Source organism: Pseudomonas fluorescens NCIMB 11764 (assembly GCF_000293885.2).
Lineage (GTDB): Bacteria > Pseudomonadota > Gammaproteobacteria > Pseudomonadales > Pseudomonadaceae > Aquipseudomonas > Aquipseudomonas fluorescens_B.
In genome coordinates, this window is the sequence record NZ_CP010945.1 from 6,809,178 (window position 1) to 6,833,202 (window position 24,025).

Annotated in this window: 23 protein-coding genes, 1 other RNA gene and 1 pseudogene; 11 read left to right on the top strand and 14 right to left on the bottom strand. The window is 59.2% G+C overall.

Annotation, left to right across the window (positions count from 1 at the left end; translation table 11 throughout):
• Nucleotides 1-22: 22 nt before the first annotated feature.
• From pdxJ to lptF, 8 genes are all read right to left on the bottom strand, one after another.
• The gene (gene pdxJ, locus B723_RS30865; RefSeq protein ID WP_008151581.1) at nucleotides 23-769 is read right to left on the bottom strand and encodes a pyridoxine 5'-phosphate synthase; all 747 of its coding nucleotides are present in this window, start codon (nucleotides 767-769) and stop codon (nucleotides 23-25) included.
• A gap of 49 nt (nucleotides 770-818) precedes the next feature.
• Nucleotides 819-1,502, bottom strand: a complete 684-nt coding sequence (recO, locus tag B723_RS30870) for a DNA repair protein RecO (protein ID WP_031319106.1) — start codon at nucleotides 1,500-1,502, stop codon at nucleotides 819-821.
• A gap of 162 nt (nucleotides 1,503-1,664) precedes the next feature.
• Complete coding sequence (gene era / locus B723_RS30880) at nucleotides 1,665-2,567, bottom strand: GTPase Era (protein ID WP_017340628.1); 903 nt, start codon at nucleotides 2,565-2,567, stop codon at nucleotides 1,665-1,667.
• On the bottom strand, nucleotides 2,560-3,249 hold the full coding sequence (gene rnc / locus B723_RS30885; protein ID WP_017340629.1) for a ribonuclease III: 690 nt from the start codon (nucleotides 3,247-3,249) through the stop codon (nucleotides 2,560-2,562). The genes era and rnc overlap by 8 nt, the downstream gene beginning before the upstream one ends.
• A gap of 184 nt (nucleotides 3,250-3,433) precedes the next feature.
• Entirely contained in the window at nucleotides 3,434-4,288 is an 855-nt protein-coding gene (lepB, locus tag B723_RS30890; RefSeq protein WP_017340630.1) for a signal peptidase I, read from the bottom strand.
• A 5-nt stretch (nucleotides 4,289-4,293) separates the two neighbouring features.
• Complete coding sequence (lepA, locus tag B723_RS30895; RefSeq protein WP_017340631.1) at nucleotides 4,294-6,093, bottom strand: translation elongation factor 4; 1,800 nt, start codon at nucleotides 6,091-6,093, stop codon at nucleotides 4,294-4,296.
• 171 nt (nucleotides 6,094-6,264) lie between these two features.
• A complete protein-coding gene (gene lptG, locus B723_RS30900) occupies nucleotides 6,265-7,326 on the bottom strand; it encodes an LPS export ABC transporter permease LptG (RefSeq protein WP_017340632.1) in 1,062 nt (353 codons plus the stop codon).
• Nucleotides 7,319-8,437, bottom strand: a complete 1,119-nt coding sequence (gene lptF / locus B723_RS30905) for an LPS export ABC transporter permease LptF (RefSeq protein WP_017340633.1) — start codon at nucleotides 8,435-8,437, stop codon at nucleotides 7,319-7,321. Before lptF ends, lptG begins: the two co-directional genes overlap by 8 nt.
• Nucleotides 8,438-8,740: 303 nt before the next feature.
• Between lptF and B723_RS30910 the strand changes: the two genes are divergently transcribed.
• Genes B723_RS30910 through B723_RS30920 form a run of 3 tightly spaced genes read left to right on the top strand, consistent with a single transcriptional unit; the run spans nucleotide 8,741 to nucleotide 11,118 of the window.
• The gene (locus B723_RS30910) at nucleotides 8,741-10,231 is read left to right on the top strand and encodes a leucyl aminopeptidase (protein WP_017340634.1); all 1,491 of its coding nucleotides are present in this window, start codon (nucleotides 8,741-8,743) and stop codon (nucleotides 10,229-10,231) included.
• A gap of 60 nt (nucleotides 10,232-10,291) precedes the next feature.
• Nucleotides 10,292-10,720, top strand: coding sequence for a DNA polymerase III subunit chi (locus tag B723_RS30915; RefSeq protein WP_017340635.1), 429 nt, complete (start codon nucleotides 10,292-10,294; stop codon nucleotides 10,718-10,720).
• A gap of 8 nt (nucleotides 10,721-10,728) precedes the next feature.
• Nucleotides 10,729-11,118, top strand: coding sequence for a hypothetical protein (locus B723_RS30920; protein WP_017340636.1), 390 nt, complete (start codon nucleotides 10,729-10,731; stop codon nucleotides 11,116-11,118).
• A gap of 92 nt (nucleotides 11,119-11,210) precedes the next feature.
• Here B723_RS30920 and B723_RS33880 read toward each other — a convergent pair.
• Nucleotides 11,211-11,363: pseudogene (locus B723_RS33880) on the bottom strand (transposase); the annotation flags it as partial.
• 219 nt (nucleotides 11,364-11,582) lie between these two features.
• On the opposite strand from B723_RS33880, the gene ssrA reads away from it, so the two are divergent.
• From ssrA to rlmF, 3 genes are all read left to right on the top strand, one after another.
• Nucleotides 11,583-11,988: a transfer-messenger RNA gene (gene ssrA, locus B723_RS32690) on the top strand.
• A 482-nt stretch (nucleotides 11,989-12,470) separates the two neighbouring features.
• The gene (locus B723_RS30930; RefSeq protein WP_017340638.1) at nucleotides 12,471-15,317 is read left to right on the top strand and encodes a valine--tRNA ligase; all 2,847 of its coding nucleotides are present in this window, start codon (nucleotides 12,471-12,473) and stop codon (nucleotides 15,315-15,317) included.
• 264 nt (nucleotides 15,318-15,581) lie between these two features.
• Nucleotides 15,582-16,604, top strand: a complete 1,023-nt coding sequence (rlmF, locus tag B723_RS30935) for a 23S rRNA (adenine(1618)-N(6))-methyltransferase RlmF (protein WP_017340639.1) — start codon at nucleotides 15,582-15,584, stop codon at nucleotides 16,602-16,604.
• Nucleotides 16,605-16,704: 100 nt separating this feature from the next.
• Here the strand turns inward: rlmF and B723_RS30940 are convergent, their stop codons facing one another.
• Nucleotides 16,705-16,986, bottom strand: a complete 282-nt coding sequence (locus B723_RS30940) for an HU family DNA-binding protein (RefSeq protein ID WP_007905514.1) — start codon at nucleotides 16,984-16,986, stop codon at nucleotides 16,705-16,707.
• Nucleotides 16,987-17,392: 406 nt separating this feature from the next.
• Between B723_RS30940 and yejK the strand changes: the two genes are divergently transcribed.
• Nucleotides 17,393-18,397: a nucleoid-associated protein YejK gene (yejK, locus tag B723_RS30945; protein ID WP_017340640.1), complete on the top strand. Its 1,005-nt coding sequence runs from the start codon at nucleotides 17,393-17,395 to the stop codon at nucleotides 18,395-18,397.
• On the top strand, nucleotides 18,397-18,747 hold the full coding sequence (locus B723_RS30950) for a glutaredoxin family protein (protein WP_017340641.1): 351 nt from the start codon (nucleotides 18,397-18,399) through the stop codon (nucleotides 18,745-18,747). The genes yejK and B723_RS30950 overlap by 1 nt, the downstream gene beginning before the upstream one ends.
• A gap of 134 nt (nucleotides 18,748-18,881) precedes the next feature.
• Here B723_RS30950 and B723_RS30955 read toward each other — a convergent pair whose 3' ends face one another.
• The 4 genes from B723_RS30955 to B723_RS30970 form a co-directional block, all read right to left on the bottom strand.
• Nucleotides 18,882-19,817: a glutathione S-transferase family protein gene (locus tag B723_RS30955; RefSeq protein WP_031319108.1), complete on the bottom strand. Its 936-nt coding sequence runs from the start codon at nucleotides 19,815-19,817 to the stop codon at nucleotides 18,882-18,884.
• Nucleotides 19,818-19,905: 88 nt separating this feature from the next.
• Entirely contained in the window at nucleotides 19,906-20,223 is a 318-nt protein-coding gene (locus B723_RS30960; protein ID WP_017340643.1) for a GIY-YIG nuclease family protein, read from the bottom strand.
• Between the two features lie 40 nt (nucleotides 20,224-20,263).
• Nucleotides 20,264-20,734, bottom strand: a complete 471-nt coding sequence (locus B723_RS30965) for a nuclear transport factor 2 family protein (RefSeq protein WP_017340644.1) — start codon at nucleotides 20,732-20,734, stop codon at nucleotides 20,264-20,266.
• 115 nt (nucleotides 20,735-20,849) lie between these two features.
• Complete coding sequence (locus B723_RS30970) at nucleotides 20,850-21,482, bottom strand: response regulator transcription factor (protein ID WP_017340645.1); 633 nt, start codon at nucleotides 21,480-21,482, stop codon at nucleotides 20,850-20,852.
• A gap of 352 nt (nucleotides 21,483-21,834) precedes the next feature.
• On the opposite strand from B723_RS30970, the gene B723_RS30975 reads away from it, so the two are divergent.
• The 3 genes from B723_RS30975 to B723_RS30985 all read left to right on the top strand — a co-directional run bounded on the left by B723_RS30975 (nucleotide 21,835) and on the right by B723_RS30985 (nucleotide 23,918).
• The gene (locus tag B723_RS30975; RefSeq protein ID WP_017340646.1) at nucleotides 21,835-22,464 is read left to right on the top strand and encodes a DUF1120 domain-containing protein; all 630 of its coding nucleotides are present in this window, start codon (nucleotides 21,835-21,837) and stop codon (nucleotides 22,462-22,464) included.
• 66 nt (nucleotides 22,465-22,530) lie between these two features.
• Nucleotides 22,531-23,151, top strand: coding sequence for a DUF1120 domain-containing protein (locus tag B723_RS30980; protein ID WP_031319109.1), 621 nt, complete (start codon nucleotides 22,531-22,533; stop codon nucleotides 23,149-23,151).
• Between the two features lie 50 nt (nucleotides 23,152-23,201).
• A complete protein-coding gene (locus tag B723_RS30985) occupies nucleotides 23,202-23,918 on the top strand; it encodes a fimbria/pilus chaperone family protein (RefSeq protein WP_017340648.1) in 717 nt (238 codons plus the stop codon).
• Nucleotides 23,919-24,025 lie beyond the last annotated feature (107 nt).

Below are 24,025 nucleotides of genomic sequence, written 5' to 3' on the forward strand. Positions count from 1 at the left end.
CGAAGGCTGCGATCTTTTGATCTTAGCCTTTCAAGGCCGCAGCCAGAATCAGCGCCTTCATTTCCGACACCGCCGACTTGAACCCGACAAACAACGCATGCGCCACCAGCGCATGGCCGATGTTCAGTTCATTGATACCCTTGATCGCCGCGACGGCTTCGACGTTGTGATAGTGCAAACCGTGGCCGGCATTGACGATCAGCCCCTGGGCCAGGCCAAACGCAACGCCATCCGCCACGCGCTTGAGCTCTTCAGCCACATCCGTCGGTGTCTCGGCGTCCGCGTAACGACCGGTGTGCAGCTCGATGGCCGGCGCACCAACACGGCGGGACGCTTCGATCTGCCGCTCGTCTGCATCGATGAACAGCGACACTTCGCAACCGATCTTCGCCAGGCGATCCACCGCGGCCTTGATCCGTGCTTCCTGCCCCGCCACGTCCAGACCGCCTTCGGTGGTCAGTTCCTGACGCGTTTCCGGAACCAGGCAAATGTGCGCCGGGCGGATGCGTTCGGCGAACGCCATCATTTCTTCGGTGACGCCCATTTCAAAGTTCATGCGGGTCTGCAATACATCCTTGAGCAGCAGTACGTCACGTTCCTGGATGTGCCGACGGTCTTCACGCAGGTGCACGGTGATGCCGTCAGCGCCCGCCTCTTCCGCGTCCAGTGCAGCCTTGACCGGATCGGGATAGCGAGTGCCCCGGGCCTGACGCAGGGTGGCAACGTGGTCGATGTTCACGCCAAGAAGAATGCGATTGCTGGTGGTCACGGAAGCGCTCCAGAAGTAGAGAAAGTTCGGTGCACAGCATACGGGGTGATCAGGGCTTGCGAAACAACTCGCGACTGACCAGGGGACGACCGCCCAAGTGAACGGCCAATGCCTGACGCATCAAACGCTTGGCGGCGGACAATGCGCCGGGGGCTGACCAGTCGGCATCGGCCATGGCCAGCAGCTCGGTGCCGTTGAACAGACCGGGTTGCAGCAAGTAAACCCGCTCCAGACCAGCATCGACCTGCAGGCGATAGAGGCCGTCCGGTGCGACGGGTGCGTCATGGATGTCAGTCGTCAGGGCGAAGCCGTAACCGAGATCGTCGAGCAGGCGCCATTCGAAGGAACGCAACAACGGCTCCAGCGGACGACCTTCAGCCAGCGCAAGCAACGTCGCGGCGTAGTGATCGAATACAGCGGGATGGGGGTCTTCGGAGGGCAACAGACGAATCAACAGCTCATTGAGGTAAAGACCGCTGAACAGCGCTTCGCCGTTGAGCCAGGTGGAAACGCCAGCACTTTCCATGCGCCCGACATTCTTCAATTCCCCGCGACCGCGGAACTCGACCTCCAACGGCACGAATGGCCGCGCCAGCGTCCCGGCCTTGCCCCGCGCACTGCGCAACACCGCCCGCAGCCGACCTTGCGGCGTGAGGAAATCCACCAATGCGCTGTTTTCACGGTAGGCACGGGAGTGGAGGACGTAGGCGGGTTGGCCGATGGGTTGGGACATGGAAATCGCAGATCTCAATGAAGGAGCGCAGCTTTACAAACAGCCCAAAACCATTGTGGGAGCGAGCCTGCTCGCGATAGCGGTCTGTCAGTCAACATTGATGTTGAATACCAGGCCCTCATCGCGAGCAGGCTCGCTCCCACGGTGGATCTTTATGCAGGACTACAGGTCGCCGTAACCCAGCGAACGCAGCGCGCGCTCGTCATCGGACCAGCCACCTTTCACTTTCACCCAGAGGTTGAGCATGATCTTGGAGTCGAACAGCAGCTCCATGTCCTTGCGCGCCTCGGTGCCGATGCGCTTGATGCGCTCGCCCTTGTCGCCGATGATGATTTTCTTCTGGCCATCACGCTCGACGAGGATCAAGGCATGAATGTGCAGGGTTTTGCCCTGCTGCTTGAACTCTTCGATTTCCACGGTGATCTGGTATGGCAGCTCAGCGCCCATCTGGCGCATGATTTTCTCGCGCACCAGTTCAGCGGCGAGGAAACGGCTGCTGCGGTCGGTGATCTGGTCTTCCGGGAAGAAGTGATCGTTTTCCGGCAGGTGCTCGGCGATCACCCGCTCCAGCGTTTCGAGGTTGTGCCCGTGCTGCGCCGAGATCGGCATGATCTGCGCGTTCGGCAGCTGTTCCTGCAACCAGGTCAGGTGGGGCATCAGCTCGGATTTGTCTTCGATGCGGTCGGTCTTGTTCAGCGCCACGATCAACGGGCCGGTCACGTACTGGACGCGCTCGAGAACCATCTGGTCTTCGTCGGTCCATTTGGTGCGATCCACCACGAAGATCACCACGTCGACGTCTTTCAACGCTGCCGAAGCGGTCTTGTTCATGTAGCGGTTCAAGGCCTTTTCGCCGCCCTTGTGCATGCCCGGGGTGTCGACGTAGATCGCCTGCACGGCGCCTTCGGTCTTGATGCCCAGCATGTTGTGGCGGGTGGTTTGCGGCTTGCGCGAGGTGATCGCGAGCTTCTGGCCGAGGATGTGGTTCAGCAGCGTGGACTTGCCCACGTTGGGACGGCCGACGATGGCAACATAGCCACAGCGTGTTGCGGTTGAATCAGTCATTGCCATTCTCCACACCCAGGGCAATCAGTGCTGCGGCGGCCGCTACCTGTTCGGCAATACGACGACTCACACCCTGACCTCGGCTTTTTTCATTCAGTAAGGTGATTTCGCATTCGACGAAGAACGTCCGGCAATGCGGCTCACCCTGGATATCCACCACTTCGTAACGCGGCAGCTCACAACCACGCGATTGCAGGAATTCCTGCAAGCGGGTTTTTGGATCTTTGTTGGTGTCGACCAGCGTCAGGCCTTCGAACTCTCCGGCCAGCCAGGCCAGCACGCGCTCGCGCGCCACGTCCATGCCCGCGTCGAGGTAGATCGCACCGATCAACGCTTCCAGGGCATCGGCCAGAATCGACTCGCGACGGAAACCACCGCTTTTCAACTCGCCGGAACCCAGACGCAAGTACTCGCCCAGATCGAAACCGCGGGCCAGTACCGCCAGAGTCTCACCTTTCACCAGGCGTGCGCGCAATCGCGACAACTGGCCTTCGCGGGCCAGGGGGAAGCGATCGAACAATGCCTCGCCAGCGACGAAGTTGAGGATGGCGTCACCGAGGAATTCCAGGCGTTCGTTGTTGCGCCCGGCAAAGCTGCGGTGAGTCAGGGCCAGGACCATCAGTTCCTGATCCTTGAAGGTGTAGCCGAGCTGACGCTCTAGACGGCTTAAGGAGACGCTCACGGTTTATCCACGCTGAGTTCGTGGCTGGATTCCACCGCCATCGCCGTGGTGCGGCGCAGGCTTGGGACAATTAACGCTGTGTTCAAAAATTACATCCTGAATATCATTGTTTTCATGCCTCTGGCGCCGATTGTGGCGGTTCCAGAAATGCATTCGGCGCTGTGTTCAACAGCGCCGTGTGTGATTACTTGATCAGGCCAACCCGCGAGAAATTCGGCAGGTGACTGAGTTTGGGTTCCGGCCAGCTCATCCAGACTGCGAAAGCCTTGCCGACGATATTCTTGTCGGGAACCATGCCCAGCAGATCCTTGGGAATGTTCGGATCATCCCAGTAGCGACTGTCGTTCGAGTTGTCGCGGTTGTCGCCCATCATGAAGTAGTGCCCGGCAGGCACGGTCCAGGTATGGTCCGGCGATGCGCGATAGCGGCTCATTTCCTTGCGGATCAGGTGCTCGGCGACGCCGAGTTTTTCCTTGTAGAGCTCGGCACTGCCCAGCGTGCCCGGCTCGGAGCCGACGAGCTGCTCGGCGATCGACTCACCGTTGACGAACAGACGCTTGTCAGCGGTGTAGCGAATCTGGTCACCCGGCAGGCCGACTACACGCTTGATGTAGTTGACGTTCGGATCGCTCGGGTAGCGGAACACCATCACGTCGCCGCGCTGCGGATCACCCACTTCAATGACTTTCTTGTCGATCACTGGCAGGCGGATGCCGTAGGAAAACTTGTTCACCAGAATGAAGTCGCCGACGTCCAGGGTCGGTTTCATCGAGCCGGAAGGAATCTGGAACGGCTCCACCAGGAACGAACGCAGCACCAGCACGATGAACAACACCGGGAAGAACGACTTGCCGTATTCGACCAGCAACGGCTCTTTGTTCAGTTTTTCGACCACCACCCCATCAGGCTGGCTGACGCTGCCCTGATAGGAGGCAATGGCCGCACGCCGACGCGGCGCCAGGAAAACCAGATCGAGCAACGCCAACAGGCCGCAGACGAACACGGCGATGACCAGCAACAGCGGGAAATTTAGTGACATAGGACCTAACTATCCAACCTGAGCACTGCAAGGAAGGCTTCTTGTGGAATTTCCACGTTGCCGACTTGCTTCATGCGTTTCTTACCGGCCTTTTGCTTTTCCAGCAGTTTCTTCTTACGGCTGACGTCACCACCGTAGCATTTGGCCAATACGTTCTTTCTGAGTGCCTTGACGGTTGTCCGCGCCACAATCTGACCGCCAATGGCGGCCTGGATTGCCACGTCGAACATCTGCCGTGGAATCAGTTCTTTCATCTTCTCGGTCAACTGGCGACCTTTGTAGTTCGCATTATCGCGGTGCACGATCAGCGCCAGGGCGTCGACCTTGTCACCGTTGATCAGCACATCCAGTTTCACCAGACTAGCCGATTGATAACGATCGAAATGGTAATCCAGCGAAGCATAGCCGCGGCTGGTGGACTTGAGACGGTCGAAGAAGTCCAGGACCACTTCGTTCATCGGCAAATCGTAGGTCACCTGGACCTGCGAACCGAGGAACAGCATGTCGTGCTGCACGCCACGCTTCTCGATGCACAGGGTAATGACGTTGCCCAGGTGCTCTTGCGGCACAAGAATATTGGCCCGCACGATCGGCTCACGCATGTCTTCGATCGAGGACAGGTCAGGAAGCTTCGACGGGTTATCGACGTAAATCGTTTCACCGGTTTTCAGCAACAGCTCGAAAATCACCGTCGGTGCCGTGGTGATCAGGTCCAGGTCGTACTCGCGCTCCAGGCGCTCCTGGATGATTTCCATGTGCAGCATGCCGAGGAACCCACAACGGAAGCCGAAGCCCAGGGCGTCGGAGCTTTCCGGGGTGTACTGCAGGGACGAATCGTTGAGCGTGAGCTTTTGCAGGGCTTCGCGGAAGTCTTCGAAGTCGTCGGAGCTGACCGGGAACAGACCGGCGTAGACCTGCGGCTGAATGCGCTTGAAGCCGGGCAGCACGTCAACGTCCGGCGTGGAGCTCAAGGTCAGGGTGTCACCGACCGGGGCACCGTGGATGTCCTTGATGCTGGCAATGATGAAGCCTACTTCACCAGCCTTCAGGTCAGCGGTAGGGGTATGTTTCGGGTTGAACACGCCGACGCTGTCCACCAGGTGGATCTTGCCGGTGGATTTGACCAGGATCTTGTCGCCCTTCTTCACACGACCGTGACGCACACGTACCAGGGAAACAACGCCCAGGTAGTTGTCGAACCAGGAATCGATGATCAACGCTTGCAGCGGATCTTCGATGTTGCCGGTCGGCGCAGGAATGGTGTGAACCAGACGCTCGAGCACTTCATCGACGCCCAGGCCGGTCTTGGCCGAGCACTCGACGGCGTCGGTAGCATCGATGCCGATGATTTTTTCGATTTCTTCCTTGACGCGCTCCGGATCGGCCTGTGGCAGGTCGATCTTGTTCAGGACCGGCATGACTTCCAGGCCCTGCTCGATCGCCGTGTAGCAGTTGGCTACCGATTGCGCTTCAACGCCCTGACCGGCATCGACTACCAGCAATGCACCTTCACAGGCCGCCAGCGACCGGCTGACTTCGTAGGTGAAGTCAACGTGGCCCGGGGTGTCAATGAAGTTCAACTGGTACTTGATACCATCGCGAGCGGTGTAATAGAGGGTGACGCTGTGGGCCTTGATGGTGATCCCGCGTTCACGTTCCAGGTCCATGGAGTCCAGCACCTGGGCTTCCATTTCGCGCTCGGCAAGGCCGCCGCACATCTGGATGAAGCGATCGGCCAGCGTCGACTTGCCATGGTCAATGTGGGCGATGATGGAGAAATTGCGGATATGACTCAAATCACTCACGGATCAACACTCAAAAAGGCTGCAGGCATAGCCCGCCGAAAAATAGCCGGGAATTGTACCTGATCCACGGCGCAAGCGTCACGTTCGCAGGTCAGACGGCACCTACAAAAAACGCCCCGGTCTTGCGACAGGGGCGTTTTTATCGGCGTCGAGGACGGGAAATACCCGTTATCAACCGGCCCGGCGTAACAACCAGACCCCGGCCAGGGCGCACACACCCGCCGGCACCAGCACCGCAAACAGCGGCGAGAAACCGAACACCAGGCTCGAAGGCCCGAGCAGATCCTGGACGATGCGGAAGGTAAAGCCCACCAGTACGCCAGTGAAGACCCGCTGACCGAGGGTCACCGAGCGCAGAGGACCGAAGATGAAGGAAATCGCCATCAGTACCAGCGCGGCAGTGACCAGCGGTTGCAACACCTTGACCCAAAATGCCAGCCAGTACCGGCCATTGTTCAGGCCCTGATCCGCCAGGTAGTGGATGTATCCCCACAGACCGGTGATCGACAGCGAATCCGGCGACATCACCACGGTACTCAGCAACTGCGGGCTCAACGCCACGTTCCAGCGCTCGACCGGAGTCGTCACCACTTCAGTGCTCTTGTCATGGAACAGCGTGGTGGTGACATCGCTCAACTGCCAGTGATCCTTGTCGAACTCCGCACGCTTGGCGAAGCTCGAGGACAGCATATGGCGCTGATCGTCGAAGCGATAACGGGTCACGCCATACAGCAGACCGTTGGGCTGCACCGAGTTGACGTGGATGAACTCGTCGCCCTGACGGTGCCACAGGCCATGCTTGGCGCTTTGTGCATCGCCACTGCCCTGAGCCAGCGAGCGGTTGGCCTGCGCCGTGCTTTCGGTCGCCGGCGCGATGTACTCGCCGATCAACAGACCGACCAGCATCAGCACCAGCATCGGCTTCATCACCGCCCAGACGATCCGCCCGACCGACACGCCCGCAGCGCGCATGATGGTCAGTTCGCTGTGGCTGGCCAGACTGCCGAGGCCGATCAGGCAGCCGATCAGTGCCGCCATCGGCAACATGTCGTACAGACGGCGCGGTGCCGTCAGCAGGACGTAGCTCAACACATCGACCAGGGTGTAGGTGTCGCTCGCGTCACCCATCTCGTCGATGAAGGCAAACAGTGTCGCCAGGCCGAGAATGATCCCCAGTACCGCCAGGATCGCGACGAAGACGCTGCTGCCGATGTAGCGATCGAGCTTAACCACGGGCCACCTCCAGCGCGCTGCGGCGACTTGCCCGCTTCAACTGCAAGGGTTCCCAATAGAGCAGCCCCAGGCCGATGGCCAGGAAAATCCCATGAACCCACCACAGGCCCAGCGCAGGCGGGATCTTGCCCTTTTCGAGGGCGCCGCGAGCGGCAATCAGGATGCTCAGATAAGCCATATAAAGAAGAATCGCCGGCAACAGCTTGAGGAAACGGCCCTGGCGCGGATTGACCCGCGACAGCGGCACCGCCATCAAGGTCACGATGAAGACCAGCAACGGCAACGACAGTCGCCATTGCAGTTCGGTGCGAGAACGCAGGTCGTCACTGCCGAACAAGGAACTGGTGGGCATTGCATCACGGTCGGTGACTTCGCTGCTCACGTCCGGTTTAGGCAGCAATACGCCGTATTCGTCGTACTTGATTGCACGGTAGTCGGCCTGCCCCGGGTTACCGTCGTAGCGATAGCCATTGTCGAGAATCAGGTAGCGGTTACCGTCGGGACGGATTTCCTGACGACCCTTCTCGGCCACCAGCACGGAAATCCCGCGATCCTTCTTGTCCGACGAGATGTTCTTTTGCGAAATGAACACGCCGCCGAGGTGGATGCGGTCATCCGACAGCGTTTCGGTGTAGGTCACCCGGGTTCCGTCGCGCAGCGCCTGGAAGCGACCCGGCTCAAGGGTATCGAACTCGGTCAGGGCGTCCTGTTTGTTCAGCAGCAACTGGAACTGATTGGCCCCTTGTGGCGCCAGGCTCAGGCTCAGCCAGGCCACAACCAGCGCAACCAGCGTGGCCGGAAACAGCGTCATGGTGAACAGACGTTGCTGGCTCATGCCCGTGGCCGACAGCACCGTCATTTCGCTTTCGAGGTACAGGCGACCGTAGGCCAGCAGAATCCCGAGGAACAGGCCCAGAGGCAGGATCAGCTGCAGAAAGCCTGGCAGACGAAAGCCCATGATCAGGAACAGCGAGCCCGGATCCAGAAGGCCGGCAGCCGCCTGGGCGAGGTATTTGATGAAGCGTCCGCTCATGATGATGACCAGCAGCACGGCGCTGACGGCGCTCAAGGTCAACAGGACTTCGCGGGACAGATAACGGAAGACAATCAAACCAGACACTCCAGGGTTGTCAGGCTAAGGCGGCCAAACAAGCAAACGTATCAGGCAGCCCGCAGGGCAGAGCCGCCGAAAAAAGTTGGCGCATTATCCTGTGATTGGGTGCGCCTGTCACTGCGCACGCTCAAGCAGGCGGCTAAAGCGTAGAAGATCGTACAACCGAGGGTTGTCAGGCTCGGGGCCCGAGGTTCAAACTGCGGCCTTTGTCGCAAGCCGTGACTTGCGTCTTTCTATCTATAAGCAGGCTCGAGCGCAGGTCGTCGAGCACTGGTTGACCCATCACTCAGGGACCCCGACATGGAACTGGTTGTAAAAAGCGTTAACCCGGAAACGTTGAAAACCTCCACCCTGGTAGTCGCCGTCGGCGAAGGCCGCAAGCTCGGGGCCGTTGCCAAGCAACTTGACGAACTGAGCGGCGGCGCGATCAGCGCTGTGCTCAAGCGCGGCGATCTGGCCGGCAAAGTCGGCCAGAGCCTGCTGCTGCACAGCCTGCCGAACCTCAAAGCCGAACGCGTGCTGCTCGTGGGCGTGGGCAAGGACGAAGAACTGGGCGACCGTCCGTTCCGCAAAATCATCGCCGGCGTCCTCAACACCCTCAAAGGCCTGGGCGGCAGCGATGCCGTGCTGGCGCTGGACGAAGTCGTGATCAAGGGTCGCGACAGCTATGGCAAGACCCGCCTGCTGGCGGAAACCCTGGTGGACGGCGAATATTCCTTCGAGCAGTTCAAGAGCCAGAAAGCCGAACCGCGCGCCCTGAAGAAAATCACCCTGGTGACCATCAAGGCCGCCCAGGCTGAAGTGCAACGCGCCGTGGCCCACGCCACCGCCATCGCCAACGGCATGGCATTCACCCGAGACCTGGGCAACCTGCCGCCGAACATCTGCCACCCGACGTTCCTCGGCGAACAAGCCAAGAACCTCGGTAAAGAATTCAAAACCCTGAAAGTCGAAGTCCTTGATGAGAAGAAGATCAAGGAACTGGGCATGGGCTCGTTCTACGCCGTCGGCCAGGGCAGCGCCCAGCCGCCGCGCCTGATCGTCATGCAATACAACGGCGGCAAGAAATCCGAGAAGCCATACGCACTGGTCGGCAAAGGCATCACCTTCGACACCGGCGGCATCAGCCTGAAGCCGGGCGCCGGCATGGATGAAATGAAGTACGACATGGGCGGCGCCGCCAGCGTCTTCGGCACCCTGCGTGCCGTGCTCGAGCTGAAGCTGCCGATCAACCTGGTGTGCATCCTGGCCTGCGCCGAGAACATGCCGAGCGGCAACGCTTCGCGTCCGGGCGACATCGTCACCACCATGAGCGGCCAGACCGTGGAAATCCTCAACACCGACGCCGAAGGCCGTCTGGTGCTGTGCGACGCCCTGACCTACTCCGAGCGCTTCAAGCCACAAGCCGTGATCGACATCGCGACCCTGACCGGCGCTTGCGTCGTGGCGCTGGGTTCCCACACCTCGGGCCTGCTGGGCAACAACGACGAACTGATCGGCCAGCTGCTGAGCGCCGGCAAGGCTGCCGACGACCGTGCCTGGCAACTGCCGCTGTTCGATGAGTATCAAGAGCAGCTGGACAGTCCGTTCGCCGACATCGCCAACATCGGCGGCCCGAAAGCCGGCACCATCACCGCCGCCTGCTTCCTGTCGCGCTTCACCAAGAACCTGAACTGGGCGCACCTGGACATCGCCGGCACGGCCTGGACCAGCGGCGGCAAGGACAAGGGCGCCACTGGCCGTCCGGTTCCCCTGCTGACCCAATACCTGCTGGACCGCGCCAAAGCCTGAAACCGATGACCTTGGGCGGCGTTACTCTCGAGTGACGCCGCTCCAGGCTCAGGAACCGCAATGACCAAAGTCGACTTCTATATCCTGCCCAGTGCCGATCCTTCGGCGCGACTGGATTTCGCCTGCAAGCTCACCGAAAAAGCCTGGCGCATGGGACATCGCATCTACCTGCATTGCAGCGATGTCGCCCAGCGCGACGATCTCGATGCGCGCCTGTGGGCCTTCAAGGGCGAAAGCTTCGTGCCCCACGGCCCCGCCGAAAGCGAGCCCGACGGTTTGATTGTGCTCGGACTTGGCGATGACTGCGGTCAGCATCAGGATTTGCTGGTCAACCTTGACCTGAAAGTCCCGGCTTTCGCCAAACAGTTCGCCCGCGTGGCGGAAGTGGTGGTCGAAGATCCGACGATTCGTGCCGCGGCGCGGGAGAGTTTCCGTTTCTACCGCGAACAGGGCTATCCTCTGCAAGATCACCGTTTACAGCGACTCTGAGCATTCCGATGGACACTCCAAAACCGCTGCAAAAGTCCGCGCACCTGCTGGACGACCTCGAGTCGATCCGCCAGTTGCTCGGCGATGACAACCTGCAACCACCTCTGCTGACCGACACGGTCGAGGACGGAGACCAGGAACAGATTCCGATGTTGTTCGACACGGTCAGCGCGTCTCAGCCGACCGTAGAACCGACTCCACCCGCCGCTGCCACCTCGCCGGCAGCCGCCCCCGGCAAGAACCCCGACGACCTGCTGCACCTGGACAGCGAACTGCGCGCCGCCGCGCAATTGATCATGCAAGACGTGATCGACGACTTCGCCCCGCACATCGAAACCGAAATCAAACGCCGCCTCAGCGCGCGTCTGGAACGGTTGTTGAGCCAATACAACGACTGAGCCACCTGCGGGAGATTCTATATTTGCCCCCCAAATATAGAATCTGGCTCCCGGCATTGGCACTCCTGATCGCGCACGATTGGGGGGATCCACAAAATTCCGCTTGCCAGTTCGCCTTTTTCCAATAGGCGACTGAAGTTGAGTACTGTCGCTTCATCGAAAATCCCGATCCAGATGCAAACCCGAGAACGGACGCAAATCGTGGTTTCGTAAAGCGCATCTTCCACTGCCGGATCGCTGCAGCCCGAATAAAGGCGGACACTCCACCAATTCTGGACGTTTCTTTCAGCATTTCCCCTTTGGAAAATAACGTTCCATACAACAATTCGAATTAGTAGCTTAGTTCCCCCGTCAATTACCGCATCCGCCAACTAAATACTGTCAAAAACCGCTCAACAGCCAACAAATAAATCTGTTGATTATTCAACTAAGCCTTCTTATATTTGCCCTGCCTTAGCGCACTTGGGGTCGATCAGGATTCGACGTCGGTAACAAAACTCTAGGGGCATGCCGAGTGGGTAACAGCACTCGTAAATCCACTGTTGCATACTTAATAGTTGCCAAACTTGCCAACTACGGTGCTCCTGCAGTGAACGATTCCTTCTTCAAGGAAAAGCTCTACGCTTAAGCACTTCTGGCTGCCTCGGCGCCAGCAATCACAAGGGGATTTCTGTAAACCCGACCTGATTGTCATACAGAACAGAATCGCCGCGTAGTGTGCTGTGGACGTAACGGCTAAATATTACACAGCTCGCCCTTAGCACCCTGCCCCTCGGGCGGCGACGGGTTAACTCAATTGAACGGGCTAAGCATGTAGAACCGACAGCGGAGTACTGGCGGACGGGGGTTCAAATCCCCCCGACTCCACCAAATGAAGTCAACACTTCACCCGTTTGCTGACAAATGTCATTGGCAGCGAAAAAGGTCATCTGGAGAGGTGACCGCCAGGTCGTCAGAAGTGATGACCGATTTAAAGCCATCCCTAGGGGTGGCTTTTTTTTTGGTTTTTTTACCGTACTCAAGAGGCAACAAAAATAAGTAAGCCAATTTGATTGATGCTCTTTTCACAAGCAAACACATTAACCAAAAGACATACTTATGCTCTATACAATCAACTACTTTTCTGGAGGGATGGCCTACCGTCTCGATCAAGCCTGATGGCGAACGCCAGGGTCCCCTCTGAAACCCGGAGCTATCTGCCTCCTTTCCAGTGGTTGACGCCAAAAGGACGTTCCGACAAATCCCGTCGCCCAAATCACCCTGCGCCTGTCTGCCCCCGCTCGCCCTGTGCCCCATGCCCCGCTATACTCGTCGGCTTTTCCTGAATTAATGCCAATAGGGTCCCGCCGCGCATGGATAAGACCTACCAGCCGCACGCCATTGAAACTTCCTGGTACAACACCTGGGAGTCAGAGAATTACTTCGCCCCGCAAGGCGCGGGCGAGTCCTACACCATCATGATCCCGCCGCCGAACGTCACCGGCAGCCTGCACATGGGCCACGGCTTCAACAACGCGATCATGGACGCCCTGATCCGTTTCCGCCGCATGCAGGGTCGTAATACCCTGTGGCAGCCGGGTACCGACCACGCCGGTATCGCCACGCAAATGCTGGTGGAACGCCAACTCGAAGCCCAAGGCCAGAATCGTCACGACCTGGGCCGTGAGAAATTCCTCGAGAAAGTCTGGGAATGGAAGGATCAGTCCGGCGGCAACATCAGCCGTCAGATCCGCCGCCTCGGCTCGTCCGTGGATTGGGGTCGCGAGCGCTTCACCATGGACGACGGCCTCTCGGAAGCCGTTAAAGAAGCCTTCGTACGTCTGCACGAAGACGGCCTGATCTATCGCGGCAAGCGCCTGGTCAACTGGGACACCAAGTTGCACACGGCGATTTCCGACCTCGAAGTGGAAAACCACGACGAGAAAGGTTTCCTGTGGAACCTGAAGTACCCGCTGGCCGACGGCGTGAAGACCGCTGAAGGCAATGACTACCTGATCGTCGCGACCACTCGCCCGGAAACCATGCTCGGCGACGCCGCCGTGGCCGTTAACCCGAACGATGAACGCTACAAAGCCTTGATCGGCAAATTTGTCGAGCTGCCGCTGGTCGGCCGCCGCATCCCGATCATCGCCGACGATTACTGCGATCCGGAATTCGGCACCGGCTGCGTGAAAATCACCCCGGCCCACGATTTCAACGACTATGAAGTCGGCAAGCGCCACAACCTGCCGCTGCTGAACATCTTCGACAAGAACGCCGCCGTACTGCCGGCCTGTCAGGTGTTCAACCTCGACGGCACGCTGAACGAAAGCATCGACGGCAAGATCCCGGCCGAATACGTCGGCCTCGACCGCTTCGAAGCGCGCAAGCAAATCGTTGCGGCGTTCGATGCGGCCGGCCTGCTGGTCAGCGTCAACGATCACGCGCTGAAAGTGCCGAAAGGCGACCGTTCCGGCACCATCATCGAGCCGTGGCTGACCGACCAGTGGTACGTGTCCACCAAGCCGTTGGCCGAGCCTGCGATTGCCGCCGTTGAAGACGGCCGTATCCAGTTCGTGCCCAAGCAATACGAAAACATGTACTTCTCGTGGATGCGCGACATCCAGGACTGGTGCATCAGCCGCCAGCTGTGGTGGGGCCACCGGATTCCGGCCTGGTACGACGAGTCGGGCAAGGTCTACGTCGGTCGCGATGAAGCCGAGGTGCGGGCCAAGAACAACCTCGGACCGGACGTTGCGCTGCAACAGGACAACGACGTTCTCGACACCTGGTTCAGTTCGGGCCTGTGGACGTTCTCCACGCTCGGCTGGCCTGAGCAGACCGAATTCCTTAAGAAATTCCACTCCACCGACGTGCTGGTGACCGGTTTCGACATCATTTTCTTCTGGGTTGCCCGGATGATCATGCTCACCATGCATTTGGTGAAAAACGAAGACGGCACACCGCAGGTTCCGTTCAAGACCGTTTATGTGCACGGTCTGGTGCGAGATGGCCAGGGCCAGAAGATGTCCAAGTCCAAGGGTAACGTCCTTGACCCGCTGGACATCATCGACGGTATCGAGCTGGAAGATCTGGTGCAGAAACGCACCTCCGGCATGATGCAGCCGAAACTGGCGAAGAAGATCGAGAAGCAGACCCGCGAGGAGTTCGCCGACGGCATCGCCAGCTACGGCACCGACGCCCTGCGTTTCACCTTCTGCTCGCTGGCGTCCACCGGTCGCGACATCAAGTTCGACATGGGCCGCGTCGAAGGCTATCGCAACTTCTGCAACAAGATCTGGAACGCTGCGCGCTACGTGCTCGACAAGGGCGAAGACTGCGGCCAGAACGGCGAAGCCTACGAGCTGTCGCTGGCGGATCGCTGGATCATCTCGCAGCTGCAACGCACCGAAGCCGAAGTGACCCGTCAACTCGACCAGTTCCGCTTCGACCTCGCGGCACAAGCCTTGTACGAGTTCATCTGGAACCAGTATTGCGACTGGTACCTGGAACTGTCCAAGCCTGTGCTGTGGGACGAAAACGCGCCGGTTGAACGTCAGCGCGGCACACGTCGCACGCTGGTTCGAGTGCTGGAAGTTGCCCTGCGTCTGGCGCACCCATTCATGCCGTTCATCACCGAAGAGATCTGGCAGCGCATCGCGCCGCTGGCCGGTATCGAAGGCAAGACGATCATGCTGCAGCCTTGGCCAGTGGCCAATGAAGAGCGCATCGATCCGGCGGCCGAGAACGATATCGAATGGCTCAAGGAACTGATGCTCGGCACGCGCAACATCCGTGGCGAAATGAACATCGGGCCAGGCAAGCCGCTGAACCTGTTCCTGAAAAACGTCAGCGCCGAAGATCAGCGCCGCCTCACCGAAAACGAAGCCCTGTTGAAAAAACTGGCGCGCCTCGAATCGATCACCGTGTTGGCTGCCGGCGAAGAAGCACCGCTGTCCGCCACCGCGCTGGTGGGTGAGATGGAAGTGCTGGTGCCGATGGCCGGCCTGATCGACAAGGACGCCGAACTGGCACGTCTGGACAAGGAAATCCTGCGTCTGCAGGGCGAAGTCCAGCGCGTGGGCGGCAAGCTGTCCAACGCCGGTTTCGTCGACAAGGCCCCGGCCGAAGTCATCGAGAAGGAACGCGCCAAGCTGGCTGAAGCCGAACAGGCTTTGGGCAAGCTGGCCGAGCAGCACGCGCGGATTGCCAGTTTGTAACGGCAGATCGCAATGGAGAGGGAGGCCCGAGTGGCCTCCCTTTTTTGTGCCTGCTCCGTTATTCCAAGCATCGAAAATCCCCTGTGGGAGCAGCCTGCTCGCAAAAGCGGTTTGTCATTCAACATTGATGCTGGCTGACACGGCCTCTTCGCGAGCAGGCTTGCTCCCAGAGGGGTATGGCGCTGTTATTCACAATTGCGTTCACAACAGCTGGATGTGGGACAATACCCGCCACTTTTAGCCATACCCGAATCGACCACGCCCATGACTGCCCCCCGCACACCCCGCCCTGCGCGCAAGAAGCCTGACTCCGCCACCCCGGCCAAAACCGTGGAACCGCGTGAAAAGGCCAGCCTGCACCCGCGCAATCGCCATCAAGGTCGTTACGACTTCCCGGCGCTGATCAAAACCACGCCGGAACTGGCGAAGTTCGTGATCATCAATCCGTATGGCAAGGAAAGCATCGACTTCGCCAGCCCGGACGCGGTGCGGGTGTTCAACCGGGCGCTGCTCAAGTCGTTCTATGGCATTGCTCACTGGGACATTCCGGCGGATTACCTCTGCCCGCCGGTGCCGGGCCGTGCCGATTACGTGCATTTCCTGGCCGACCTGCTGGCCAGCGTCAACGACGGCGAAATCCCGCGTGGCGCGCCGGTCAAGGTGCTCGATATCGGCATGGGCGCCAACTGCGTCTACCCGTTGATCGGCTACAGCGACTACCGCTGGCACTTCCTCGGCTCGGAAATCGACCCGACGGCCGTGGCTGCCGCCAAAGCCATCGTCCAGTCCAACGGGCTGAACAAGGCCATCCAGTTACGCCAGCAGACTAACCCCAAGCACATTCTGCTGGGCTTGCTCGAACCCGGCGAACGTTTCGACCTGACCATGTGCAACCCGCCGTTCCACGCCTCGATGGACGAAGCGACCAAAGGCAGCGAGCGCAAATGGCGTGCACTGGGCCGCGCCGACCCGAAACGCAAACTGCCGGTGTTGAACTTCGGCGGGCAATCGGCGGAATTGTGGTGTGAAGGCGGCGAAGCGCGTTTTGTGACGCAACTGATCGCCGAGAGCGCGCATTTCCAGCACAAAGTGCTGTGGTTCAGCACCCTGGTCTCGAAAGCCTCGAACCTTCCGGCGATTCAGACGGCGCTTAAAAAGGCCGGCGTGCTGGAAAGCCAGGTCGTGGAAATGTCCCAGGGCCAGAAGCAAAGCCGCTTCGTTGCCTGGACCTTCCAGACCAAATCCGAACAGCAGGTGTGGCGCGAGCGCTGGGCAAAGAAAAGCTGACTGAATATTCCAGCCTTGGGATCTGCGGTGTTTGAAGAATTCAAGGTACAAAAAAGCCGTGCCCGGATCACTCCGGAGCACGGCTTTTTTTTACTGCGTCTTACTTGTTAACAGCGTCGGTCAGGCCTTTGGCCACAACCAGCTTGATAACTTTCTTGGCAGCGATTTCGATGGCAGCGCCAGTCGAAGGGTTGCGGCCGGTACGGGCAGGACGCTCAGTCACTTTCAGTTTGCCGATACCTGGCAGAGTGATTTCGCCGCCGTTTTCCAGCTGATCGGCAACGATTTGGCCCAGTTGGTCCAGAGCGTTACGCGCGGTGGTTTTTGGCGCGTCGATAGCTTCAGCGATGTCGGCGATCAGTTGGTCTTTAGTAAGAGCCATGTAGTGTTCCTTCCCTATCAAATTCATATGGATTGCAGAGTGCAGTGTCAGCCATCGAGCCCGATCTTCTGGATCTGGCACCCTCGGCCAATAACCACGGGATCGGGGTTATAGATACCGAAATCAGGGTTTGGTTCGACCTGACAAATGCTGAATGCACGCTTAACGCAGTGACTTCGCGTAAGACGGGGCAAAACTAGCACAGAGACGGGGAAATATCCGCCTCTAGCTACCCATTTGGTCAGCTTTATTGCTCTAAAACAGGAAAAAAACGCACAAGGCCCGCCAGACGACTGCGAATTGTCGTTCGCACCGCGCCAAAACCAGTGGTTGCGGTACACTTGGCACTTTTTCGGGAGCCTGCCCTGCTCTCTCCAACCAGCCGCTTCAAACAGCCGAGAAGCCCATGCCGATCCGTCATTGCATCGTCCACCTGATCGACAAAAAACCCGACGGCACGCCCGCAGTTCTCCACGCTCGTGATTCGGAACTGGCCGAGTCCAGCGCCATCGAGAACATGCTTGCCGACCTCAACGAGAGCTACAACGCCAAGCAAGGCAAGGCCTGGGGTTTTTTCCATGCCGAGTCCGGGGCGCATCCGTTCAGCGGCTGGCTGAAGGAATACCTCGACGGTGGCAAGGATTTCACGGCGTTCAGCCGTGTGGCGGTGGAACACCTGCAAAAGCTGATGGAAGAATCGAACCTCTCTGTGGGCGGCCACGTGCTGTTTGCGCATTACCAGCAGGGCATGACCGATTACCTGGCGATCGCGCTGCTGCACCACAGTGAAGGCGTTGCAGTGACCGATCAGCTGGACGTGACACCGTCCCGCCACCTCGACCTGGGGCAATTGCACCTGGCGGCGCGGATCAACATCTCCGAGTGGCAGAACAACAAGCAGTCCAAGCAGTACATTTCGTTCATCAAAGGCAAGAACGGGAAAAAGGTTTCGGAGTACTTCCGCGACTTCATCGGCTGTCAGGAAGGGGTCGACGGCCCGGGCGAAACCCGCACTCTGCTCAAGGCCTTCAGCGATTTCGTCGAAAGCGAAGACCTGCCGGAAGAGTCCGCCCGCGAGAAAACCAAGACCCTGGTGGACTACGCCAGCAGCCAGGCCAAAATGGGCGAGCCCATGGGCCTCGAAGAGCTGTCGGAGCTGATCGACGAAGAACGCCCGAAGGCTTTCTACGATCACATTCGCAACAAGGACTACGGCCTGTCGCCCGAGATTCCGGCGGATAAACGCACCCTGAACCAGTTCCGCCGCTTCACCGGCCGCGCCGAAGGCTTGTCGATCAGCTTCGAAGCGCACCTGCTGGGCTCGAAGATCGAATACGACGAAGAAGCCGGCACGCTGATCATCAAAGGCCTGCCCACCCAGTTGACTGACCAGCTCAAGCGACGCAACTGATGCTCGGCAGCGTACTGAAGAAATTCCTGCTGATCCTGCTGGTGGTCGTGGTCTATCAGAACTGGGGCAAGATCGAGCGGGTGTTTAACCCCTCGCAGGTGGTATCGGAGCAAACACAGGCAAAGGCCAGTGTCGTGCTCTACGCCACCGAGTGGTGTGGTTACTGCAAACTGACCCGGCGCTTTCTTGACCAGAAAGGTATTCCATACAGGGAGTTCGACATCGAGAAAGATGCCGAGGCGCGCAAGGCTTATGAAGCGCTGGGTGGCGGTGGGATTCCGATCATCGATGTGAACGGGACGTTGATTCGCGGGTATGACCCGGATGCAATCCTGGCAGCCCTCAAATAACCCGACTGCCCTCACCAAATTCCCTGTGGCGAGGGAGCTTGCTCCCGCTGGAGTGCGCAGCGCTCACAAAATAGTTGGGCCTGCTGCGCACTCAAGCGGGAGCAAGCGCCCTCGCCACAGGTGTGTGTGGTTTATCAGCTTTTTTCGATGCTGAACCCAAACCGCGGAAAGTGCACATGCACCACGCCGCCACGTTCGTCTTCACGACGCAGAATCAATTCTTCCCTGCCCGCAAACAACAACTCCCCGGCCACCGGATCAACGCCATAATCGGTCGCGGCGATGACCACCTGCTGACCCGCCTCAAAACCATTCGGTTCATCAAACTGCTCATCCGGCAACGCGGCCGGTGTCGCATTGCGCGCCACGTCCAGCGCCTCTTCGGACGTCATTTCGCTGGACGCGCCATGACCGAAGCCCATCACCCGTCCCAACCACGCGGAAACCGCCGGATAAGCATCGACCAACGGCGCAGTCACCGGCGTAGCCTTGAGGAACCACAGACAATGAGCCAGGGCAAAATCGGCAATCGATGGCTCGCCTAACAGGAAATCACCCTGCTCGCGCTGAAGCTGTTGCTCCAGGCGCCCCATGATCGTCGGCCATTGATGCCGGGCTTGCTCAGCGGACAACCGGGTAGCGCTGCCACCGCTAAACAGACCGGCGCGATCGGCGATGAACGCCTTGATCGCTTCCGGTGGCATATTGCCGAAGCGCACGGCAATCGATTCCGGTTGAAACACCAGGCTGACCGCATGCTGGAACACCACCGAATCGGCCCAGGCGGCGAAGGTCGCCGCGATCATTTCCTGACCTTCCGGGAAGAACGCCGGCAGGGCTTTTTCCTGCTCTAGACGACGGGCGATCAGCGCGGTGTCGCAATAAATATCAGCGCCAATCTGCAACACCGGGGTCTTGCGATAGCCGCCAGTCAGGGCCGTCAGATCAGGCTTCGGCATCACCGGCGAAATGTTCACCGAGCGCCAGGACAACCCCTTGAAGCCCAGCAGCAAGCGGGCCTTTTCGGCGAAAAGGGACGTCGGGTAATGATGAAGAATCAACTCTGACATGCTCGGCTCCGCCGCACGGAAAATGAAGCCGCAGCTTAACGCGCATTCAGCGAGCATCCCACCCATCCGCCTGATGGGAACTTATCACTCAGATTGATAAGCCGGCAGCAAACGTCGCCACCAGGCATTCCTTGGCGCTTTTCTTGAGTTTTTTGATCAGCCGCTCCTGGCGCAGCGCTTCGCTTTTATCGCGACAGACTTCGGTATAGACCAACGCCACGGCCGGACTGGAAAGGAAAAATCGCGCGCCTTTGCCGCTCTGGTGAGTGGCAAAGCGGCGGACGGGATCGTCGCTGATCCCGCAATAGAGCGAACCATTCTCCGCACGAACGAGGTAGACAAACCAGGGTTTGCTGACGGGCAGCGGTTCGGCGGCAAGAACGGAAGATTCGCTCGGGTTGTTCACGTGACGATCAAGGCTTGAAAGGAAACAAGCCGCGATCTTATCAGCGACTGGCCTGAAATGCCTTCAGCCCCTTCAACGCCTGAGCGCGAACGGCGTTTCTCACCAAAGGCGTCCAGCCCAGCAGCAGGCCCTTGAACCCCAGCGCCTGACGCGACCAGGTCCACAGATCGAAACTGTCGTGATGCTCGCAGATCTTGCCGTCGCGAAACACAAAGCGTGCCTGAATGTCGTTGACCACGGTGTTGCCGGTCTGGCTGAACAGGTACGTCGCCACCCAATGTGCACCGCCGGTGCGTTCATCGCTGCGCACGTTGTCGAAGGTCAGGGAAAAATCCTTGGCCCGGGTGGTGAGCATGCGCCACATGTCGCCCGCGTCGCGCCCGCGCAATTGGCCGAACGCCGGGTCACTGAACACCACGTCATCGGTGTAGCAGGCGCTCATGGCTTCGGCATCGAGGCGCTGGAAGGCCTCATAGAACCGGGTGATCAAGGCGTTGTGGGCATCACTCATGGACAGGCTCCCTGGTTTGAAAAACGAGTTTCGTAGAATGGCCTGCACGATAGTCAACTAATGACCGGAACACTACCGGCATTCGTGGCGCAAATACCCTCTGGTGTGCCCAAGCCTAATGCACCATGCCACTCTCACGGGCATAGGCAAACAGGTCCACATCCGTAGAAATACCCAGACGCTGCATGGCCATGCTTTTCTGTTTGCTGATGGTGGAAACGCTGCGTTTGAAGTAGCCGGCGATTTCACTGACGGTCATGCCGCTGGCGAGCATTCTGACCACTTCGTGCTCTTTTGCGGAAAGCACGGCGGAACTCGACTGAGCCAGAGCGTCCGCCTGAAGCAGCGCCGTGCGCAATGACTCGCTGATATAACGGCGCCCTTCACCCACCGATTTGATCGCCAGAGGCAAATCCTTTGCCGACGCGCCTTTGTCGATGATCGCCACCACGCCTTGTGCGAACGCCGCTCTCAGCGTGGTGACGTTGGCAAACATCGTGACCAGAATGATCGGCGTTGTCGGGTAGCCACGTCGCAAGCGGCTCAGCATCTGCAGCCCGTCGGCCTGCAGGTTGCCCGGCATGCAAAAGTCGGTGATCAACAGATCACAAGGCGTCGTGCACAGCAGACTCGACAAACTGTCGGGCCCCTCCGCCTCCCCGACCACCACACATGTCCGGTTCAGATCGACGAGCATCCGCAAGCCGATACGAACGACCGGATGGTCGTCAGCAATGATTACGCGCATTGTCGGATTTATCCTGTTTGGTGACTGGAATGCGCGAAAAATAGCGCCGTCCGGGTCCTACCACAACGCCCTTTTCCGAGCGAAAAGCCACCTCACCCAATGTAACCGGGGGCCTGTTCTTTCTCCTATGAAACAAAAAGAACCGCCCTACATTTGCAAGCTACATCGGCGACACAGAAGGACTACAGACAACGCTACGCAGCAGGGCGATTTTTAACCTGCAGCACTCTTTCATACACCGGCCCCTCCGTTTTCGTATTAGTTGCATTCCGCCTGGCGACCTCGACCGATAGATTGCGCCCTGTCCGTATCGGGCAACTCCCAATCATCGCTCATCAAGGAAGAGCCATACATGAACACGCGTTTATCCCTTCTGACCGCTGCCTTGCTGCTGACCGTTTCCTCATCCGCCTTTGCTGCCTCCAGCACGGACCTGACCGTGAAAGGTCTGATCACTCCGAATGCATGCACGCCAGTACTGGCCGGGGGCGGCATCGCCGATCACGGCAAGTTTTCCGTACAAGACCTCAATCCCGACAAACACACTTACTTGCCTGAAATAATCATGCAAATGACAGTGAACTGCGATGCGGCTACGCCGTTTGCCATAAACCCGATTGATAACCGTGCAGGCACAAGCACTGCGGGCAATTACTTTGGCCTGGGGCTGATCAATACCCACGAAAAGCTGGGCCACTTTCGCGTTGTTCCGCGCAATGTGATGGCGGACGGCACCCACGCTCAAGCCATTCTCTCCACTGATGGTGGCGAGACCTGGCTTAAGGAAGGGTCTGCGGCATTCTGGGGGGCCAACAACATCTGGAGTGTCGGTGCTCCGGGTGCCGTCATTGCTCCCATCGCGATGAAGGAGTTGAACCTTGATCTCCATGTGCGTACCGGCATCGCCCCCGCCAACAGCCTGACCCTGACCGACGAAGTCACACTCGACGGCTCCGCAACCCTCCAGATCAAGTACCTGTAACCCTCCGCCACCAACGGGTAACGCCCGGCACACAGCGTTGCCCGCTCACTCAAAGGACGACCCATCATGGAAAGATGCTCCCTCGCTCTATTGGTGCCGCTGTTGATCGCCTGCGCCCCCGTGGCCTTCGCCGCCAGCAGCACCGACCTGAGTGTCACCGGCCTGATCACCCCGAGCGCCTGCACACCCAGCCTGTCCGGCGGAGGCATCGTCAACCACGGCAAAGTCACGGTGAAAGACCTGAGACCGGACCAGCCCACAGCCCTGGACAACGGCACGCTGTACCTGGAGGTGAATTGCGATGGCGCCACGCCGTTTACCCTGACGACGATCGACAACCGCGAAGGCACTTCCGCCATCCACCCCAATAGTCACGGGCTGGGGGCCATCAACGACGACCAGAACCTGGGTAGCGTTGCACTGGGCCTGTTCGATACGGTGGCCGATGGGGTCGCGGTAAAACCCATCATTTCCCTCAACAACGGTGCCACCTGGCGAGTGTCCTCCTACCTGGGGCATGCCGGCCGGACCGGGTTCGCGGCGCTTAGCGACCTGAGCACCCCGATTGCCATCAAGGATTTACGCGCACGGCTTACGGCGTTCACCACCATCGTTCGCGCGAACGACCTGACGCTGACCGACGAAATCCCCATCGACGGGCACGTCACTGTGCAACTGAATTACTGATCGGCCGGTGTTTCCGGCTCCATTTTTTCGAACATTCAACGAGACACGTCATGACGATGTTTTCCAAAGTCACCCGTCATCTGTTCCATTCCGGCCTCGGCGCATTTGCGCTGCTGCTGACCGCACACGCTCAGGCCGACGGCATGGTGCCGAACACCTCGGTGGTTATCGTCAACGAGGCTGACGGCGAAGCGTCCGTGTCCGTGACCAACACCGATGCCAACCTGGCGTTGATGCACGTCACCCTCGAAGACATTGCCGAAGACAGCGAATCGCTGGTGTTCGTGACGCCACCGCTGGCGCGCGTCGAAGCGGGCAAAACTCAATTGGTGCGGTTCATTCTGCAATCGGAAAAACCTTTGCTGACCCAGCGTTTGAAACGGGTGATCTTCGAAGGCATACCCCAGGGCAAAGCACCCGCCGAGGCGGGTCAGGCGCGGGTCGGCGTGACGGTGCGGCAGAATTTGCCGGTGATCCTGCACCCCAAAGGCCTGGCGCCCAATCGCACGCCATGGACCGACCTGCAATGGTCGCTGAAGGACGGTCAACTGACCGTGCGCAATGACACGCCGTATGTGGTCCGTCTGGGCCAGGAAGTGCAATTGTTGCCGGCGGCGAGCAATGCGATGTTGCCGAAAACCTACGTGCTTCCCGGTGAGCACATCAGCATCAAGGTGCCCGAAGGCGCCGCCACACAAGTGCGTTTTCAACCGGCGACGGTTTATGGCTTCGCGGTGCCGCATTACGAGGCGCCGATCCAGTCCTGACAGCGCCATGAAGAAACCGTAAGCGCCAATGTTTTCAAGGCGACGGCTCAATGGCCGTTGCCCCTGGCGTACCTGTAATCCCGGTACGCCGCAATAACCCAAGTGAA